The organism is Falsiroseomonas oryziterrae, assembly GCF_021864505.1.
Classification (GTDB): Bacteria; Pseudomonadota; Alphaproteobacteria; order Acetobacterales; family Acetobacteraceae; genus Falsiroseomonas; species Falsiroseomonas oryziterrae.
In genome coordinates, this window is record NZ_JAKJIB010000281.1 from 1 (window position 1) to 5,589 (window position 5,589).

Annotated in this window: 3 protein-coding genes; all 3 read left to right on the forward strand. The window is 74.5% G+C overall.

The features are described 5' to 3' along the window. The coding region (locus L2I40_RS18090) for an autotransporter adhesin family protein (protein WP_237216591.1) at positions 1–1,614 on the forward strand (1,614 nt) is incomplete at its 5' end. 4 nt (positions 1,615–1,618) lie between these two features. After that, positions 1,619–4,603: a CHAT domain-containing protein gene (locus L2I40_RS18095; protein ID WP_237216592.1), complete on the forward strand. Its 2,985-nt coding sequence runs from the start codon at positions 1,619–1,621 to the stop codon at positions 4,601–4,603. Positions 4,604–4,652: 49 nt separating this feature from the next. After that, on the forward strand, positions 4,653–5,589 hold a 937-nt coding region (locus L2I40_RS18100; protein WP_237216593.1), incomplete at its 3' end, for a serine/threonine-protein kinase.

Sequence of the window (5,589 nt, forward strand, 5' to 3'; positions counted from 1 at the left end):
GGCGCGGCCCCCGGCGCGCCCGGCGCGCTCGGCGGCAGCCTGACGCTCTCGGGCGCGCTCGAGGTCAATGCCGGCGGCGACGTCGCCCTCGACGGCGCCATCGGCGCCACATCTCTCCTGGTCAACTCGGGCGGCAGCATCGGCCAGCCCGGCGGCGCGACGCTGTCGATGCCGGGCAGCCTGACGCTCAACGCGGCCGGCGGCGTCACGCTGGACGGCGCGGTCTCGGGCGCTTCGGCCGGCATCGGCGCCGGCGGCGCTTTCGACCAGAGGGCGGGTGGCAGCCTCGCGCTCGGCGGCCCGCTCGGGATCTCGGCGAATGCCGGCATCACCCTCGACGGCGTCAACACCGCCACGGCCGCAACGCTCTCGACCGGCGGCGCGCTGCTGCAGGCGGCCACGGGACGGCTGACGCTGTCCGGCCCGCTGTCGGTTTCGGCCGGTTCGGCGACGCTCGACGGTCTCAACACCGCGACGAGCGCGACGTTCGGGATCGGCGGCAGCCTGGCGCAGGCGGCCGGCGGCAGCCTCGCACTCTCCGGCCCGCTGGCGCTCAACGCGGGCGGCAACGTCACGCTGAACGGCGGGGTCTCGGCCAGCAGCGTGAACGTGGCGGCTGGCGGCGCGCTGGCGCAGGCGGCCGGCGGTTCGCTCATCTCGGGCGGAGCGATCAATCTGACCGCGGGCACGGCGATGACGCTCGACGGCACGGTCCTCGGGAATCCGATGGTGCTCGTGGCTGGCGGCGACATCTCGCAGGCCGCCACCGGCTCGCTCTCCACCGGCACCTTCCGGGTCCAGGCGGGCGGCAGCGCGACCTTCCGCGGCGCCTTCTCCTCCAACTCGCCGAACTCGGTGACCGGCACCGCCGGCCAGGACCTCATTCTGGACGGCACCTCGACGCAGCTCATCGTCCTGCGGGACGTCTCGGCCGGCCGCTCCATCGTGGTGGATGCGCAGGGCGACCTGCGGCTGGAAGGCACGATCGCGGCGCCCTCCATCATCATCCAGGCGGATGGGCAGCTGCTGATGGGCACGCTGGTGATCAACACCGGCGGCGTGCCCTATGTGGACCTGCCGCCCGGCACCGTGCCGCTGACCCGCTTGCCCGAGCCGATCCCGGGCACGTTGGGCGCGTTCCTGGGCTCCGGCAGCGGGCTGATCGAGGCGCAGCTGCTGACGGTGAACACGCTGGGCTCGCCCAACGCCACCCTCGCGCTGCAGCTGCCGCAGACCGGCGGGCAGATCCGGCTGGGCTCGCTCCGCGCGCCCGACACGGACGTGACCTTCGACCTTGGAACTGGTGGCAGCGTCGTGGCGAACCTGGTCATCCGCAACCTGACCGTGCTCGGCCTCAACGGCAGCGCCGACCTGCGCGGCACCGTGCGCGGCTTCGCCGGGCAGTCCGCGGCCTCGGTCTCGGGCCTCGGGCCGCAGCCGAACGCCAGCTACAAGATCAACGACTGCCCGGTGGGGTCGGTGAACTGCGTGCAGCTGGTGGTCCAGGTGCCGACGAACACCGACCCGCTGCGTGCACTCGGCAACATCGTGACGCAGGACGACCGCGACGATGCGGACATCCTGGTACCCAACGTCGCCGACCGGGATTACTGAGGCCATGCGCCGCCTGCTCCCACTGCTCCTCCTCGGCCTCGCCGGTTGCGCCACGCCGCCGGCCTCGGTCTTCGTCGGCGGATCGGCCGGCAGCGAAGGCGAGCCGGTCGGCAACAACGCGGTGGGCGAGGCCTGCACGCGCAGCGCCGCCTCCGACGGCGGGTTCGAGATCTTCTGCGGCACCTGGACACAGCCGAGCGCGCGCATCCGGCAGGTGAGCGGCGATATCGGTTCGCTGGCCGCCGGCGGCGCGTGGCGCAGCGGGCTCGACCAGCGCTTCGCCTGCAACGCGCCGCGCTCCACCACCATCCTCGGCGATCAGCCCGCGCTGGTTCTGGAATGTACGCGCCGCGCGGGCGGCTGGCCGCACGTCGGGCTCGTCGCCTCGGTCGGTGGTCAGAGCTGGGTGGCCGACGGCGTGCTGCCCTCGCTGCCCGCGATGGAGCGCGCGATCGGCATCGCCACCGGCCGCGCACGGGCGGAAGCCGCGAATGCGCCGGCCTCCGGCGCCGAGCAGTTGCTGGCCGACCGGCTTGCGGCGCGCGCCTTCGGCTCCAACGACATCGGGGCCTATGAAGGGCTGATGGCGGCGGGGAGCCGCGCCAACCAGGCCGAGAACTACGCCGCGGCCGAGACCGCCTACCGCGCGGCGCTCGGCCTGCAGGAACGCGCGCTCGGCGCCGACAACCCGGCGTTGGCGACGACGCTCGCGCTGCTCTCGCTGCAGCTGTCGAACCAGGGCCGCTTCCCGGCCGCCGACGATGCGCTGAACCGGGCCGACACGCTGTCGCGCCGCGCCGGGGCGGACGCGACGCTGCCGGGCCGCGTCGCGCATTACCGCGGCCTTCACCTGCTGAACCAGGACAAGCATGGGGATGCCCTCGCGCAGCTGGATCGCGCGGCGACGGAGTATTCGCGCCAGCTGCCGGCCAGCGTCCTCGCGGCGCGCCAGGCGCCGCGCGGCGCCGATCCGCTCGGCGGCGGCGACCTGCTCGCCAACCCGCAGACCCGGACCGCGCTGCTCGGCCTCGTCGAGGTGCGGCGCTATCGTGCCGTCGCGCTGCGGGGCCTGAACCGGGGGCAGGAGGCCGAGGACTCGCTCCGCGCCGCGGCCACGCTCGCGCGCGCCAACCGCGTGCAGCTGCCGGTGGTGAACGCGCGCCTCGCACGTGCCGAAGCGATGGCGGAGGCCGCGCGGGGCGATACGGCCGCCGCCGCGGCGGGGCTCGGCCAGGCGGCCTCGACCTTCGCGCGCGGCGTGCCCAACACGCGGCCCGTGGCGCGCACCGAACTGCTGCGCGCCGAGATGCTCTCGCGGCTGAACCGCCCGAACGAGGTGCTCGCCGCCTGCCGCAACGCCGTCGGCGTGCTGACCCAGCTCCGCTCCGGCATCGAGGCGGAGCTGCTCGAGCCCTGCCTCGCGGCCTGGCACACCGTGGCGACGCGCGGCGGCAACAACCAGGCGCTGCTCGAGGAAATGTTCTCCGCCGCGCAGCTCGCGCAGTCCGGCGTGACGGCGCAGCAGATCGACCAAGCGACCGTCCGCCTCGCCGATGCCGCGCGCAACCCCGCCGCGGGCGAGGCGATCCGGCGCTTCCAGGACGCGCAGAACGGCCTCGGCGACCTGCTGCGGGAGCGCGACACGCTGCTCGCCGAGGGCCGCGCCCCGGCGGCGCAGGCGCTGGAGAGCCGCATCGCCGATGCCCGCCAGCGCCTGTCCGAGGCCGACGACGCGCTGCAGGCGGCCGCCCCCCAGTACGGCCAGCTCGTCCAGCAGGCGGTGAGCGCGCGCGAGGTGCTGGCGGCGCTGCGTCCGAACGAGGCCTTCGCCTCCATCGTGCTGACCGGCCAGGGCGGCTGGACCTTCGTGCTCCGCGACGGACGCATCGCCGCGGCACCTGTCGAGGGCGGCGAGCCCCGCATGGCGCGCCTCGTGCGGCGCGTGCGCGGCAGCATCGAGCGCACCGGGCCAGGCCTGCCGACCTTCGACACCGCGGCGGCGGCCGAGATCTACGCCGCGACGCTCGGCCAGGTCGGATCGGCGCTGGAAGGCGCCACGGCGCTGTCCGTGGCGCCCTCCGGCCCGCTGCTCGCGCTGCCCTTCGAGGTGCTGCTGACCGGGCCCGCCAACCCGAACCAGCTGGCGCAGGCGCCCTTCCTGGTGCGCCGCGTGGCGATCGCGCATGTGCCCGCCGCCGCAAACTTCGTCGGGCTGCGCCGGCTCGAGCCGTCGCGCGCCCAGCGCGCCTGGTTCGGCTTCGGCGATTTCCGCCCGCCCTCCCGCGCGCAGGCCGCGCGCAGCTTCCCGGCGCAGGGCTGCACGGAGAGCGCCGCGCTCTTCGCCGCACTGCCGCCGCTGCCCTTCGCGACGCGCGAGCTGGACGCGGCGCGGCAGATCCTCGGCGCCCGCGCCGACGACCGGCTGCTCGGCCCGGCCTTCACCGCCGACGCCGTGCGCCGCACCTCGCTCCGCGACTTCCGCGTGCTGCACTTCGCGACGCATGCCGTGCTGCCGGCCGAGATCGCCTGCCAGCCCGAGCCCGCGATCCTCGCCTCCACGCCGCCGAACGCGCCGGACGCCACGCCGGCGATGCTGACGGCCTCGGCCATCGCCAACCTCGACCTCGACGCGGATCTCGTCATCCTCTCCGCCTGCAACTCGGGCGGTCCCGGCGGCAGCACGGCGGGCGAGAGCCTGTCGGGCCTCGCGCGCTCCTTCTTCTATGCCGGCGCGCGCGCGCTGCTGGTGACGCACTGGGCGGTGGACGACCGGATGGCGGCCTTCCTTGTCGTGAAGACCATGGCGGAACGCGCCGGCGGCCGCGGCAGCGCGGCGGCGCTCCGCGCCGCGCAGCTCTCCGTGCTCGACGATGCCGGCCGCGGCCTGCCGGTGGAGGCGGCGCATCCCTTCTTCTGGGCGCCCTTCGCGGTGATCGGCGAGGGCGGGCCCGCCGCCCCGGTTTCGCTCGCCGCCGCTTCCCGCCTATGATCGTGCGCGCCGGCGCGCTTCTGGCCGGGCGGAAGGCAGGGGGTTCGGCGTGATCGAGCCAGGCGGCAAGCTGGGCAAGTACGAGCTGCGCGGCACGCTGGGCCGCGGCGCAATGGGCGTCGTCTATGACGGCTGGGACCCGATCATCGGCCGGCGGGTCGCCATCAAGACGGCACGCACCCCGGACGCCTCCGACACCGAGGCGGTCGAGGAGATGGCGCGCTTCAAGCGCGAGGCGCAGGCCGCCGGCCGCCTGACGCATCCCAACATCGTCGGCGTCTACGACTACGGTGAGGACAACGGCGTCGCCTACATCGTCATGGAGTTCGTGGACGGGCCGAGCCTCAAGAGCCTGATCGAGAAGCAGGAGCGCATGGCCCTGCCGCAGATCGTGAAGGTGATGGAAGACCTGCTCACGGGCCTCGCCTTCAGCCATGCGCGCGGCATCGTCCATCGCGACATCAAGCCCGCCAACCTCATGCTCACCACCGACGGGATCGGCAAGATCGCCGATTTTGGCATCGCGCGGATCGAGAGCAGCAGCATGACCCAGGCCGGCACGGTCATGGGCACGCCGGCCTACATGTCGCCCGAGCAGTTCATGGGCCAGACGGTGGATGCGCGCACCGACATCTACTCCTCGGGCGTGCTGCTCTACCAACTGCTGACCGGCGAGCGTCCCTTCGAGGGCGGCATGACCGCCATCATGCACAAGGCGCTGCACACCGACCCGACGCCGCCTTCCACCCTGTCGGTCACCTCGCCGCGCGCGCTCGACGCGGTGGTGGCCAAGGCGATGGCGAAGCGCCCCGAGGAGCGCTACCCGAACGCGGAGGCCTTTCTCGCCGCGCTGAAGGCCGCCGCCTCGGGCCAGGCGCCGGCGCCCGAGCCGGACGAGGAGGCGACGATGGTCGCCCCGCGCGCCGCGGCGGCCGTCGCGCCGAAGCCTGCCGCGCCGGCACGGCCGACAGCACCAGGGGCCGCGG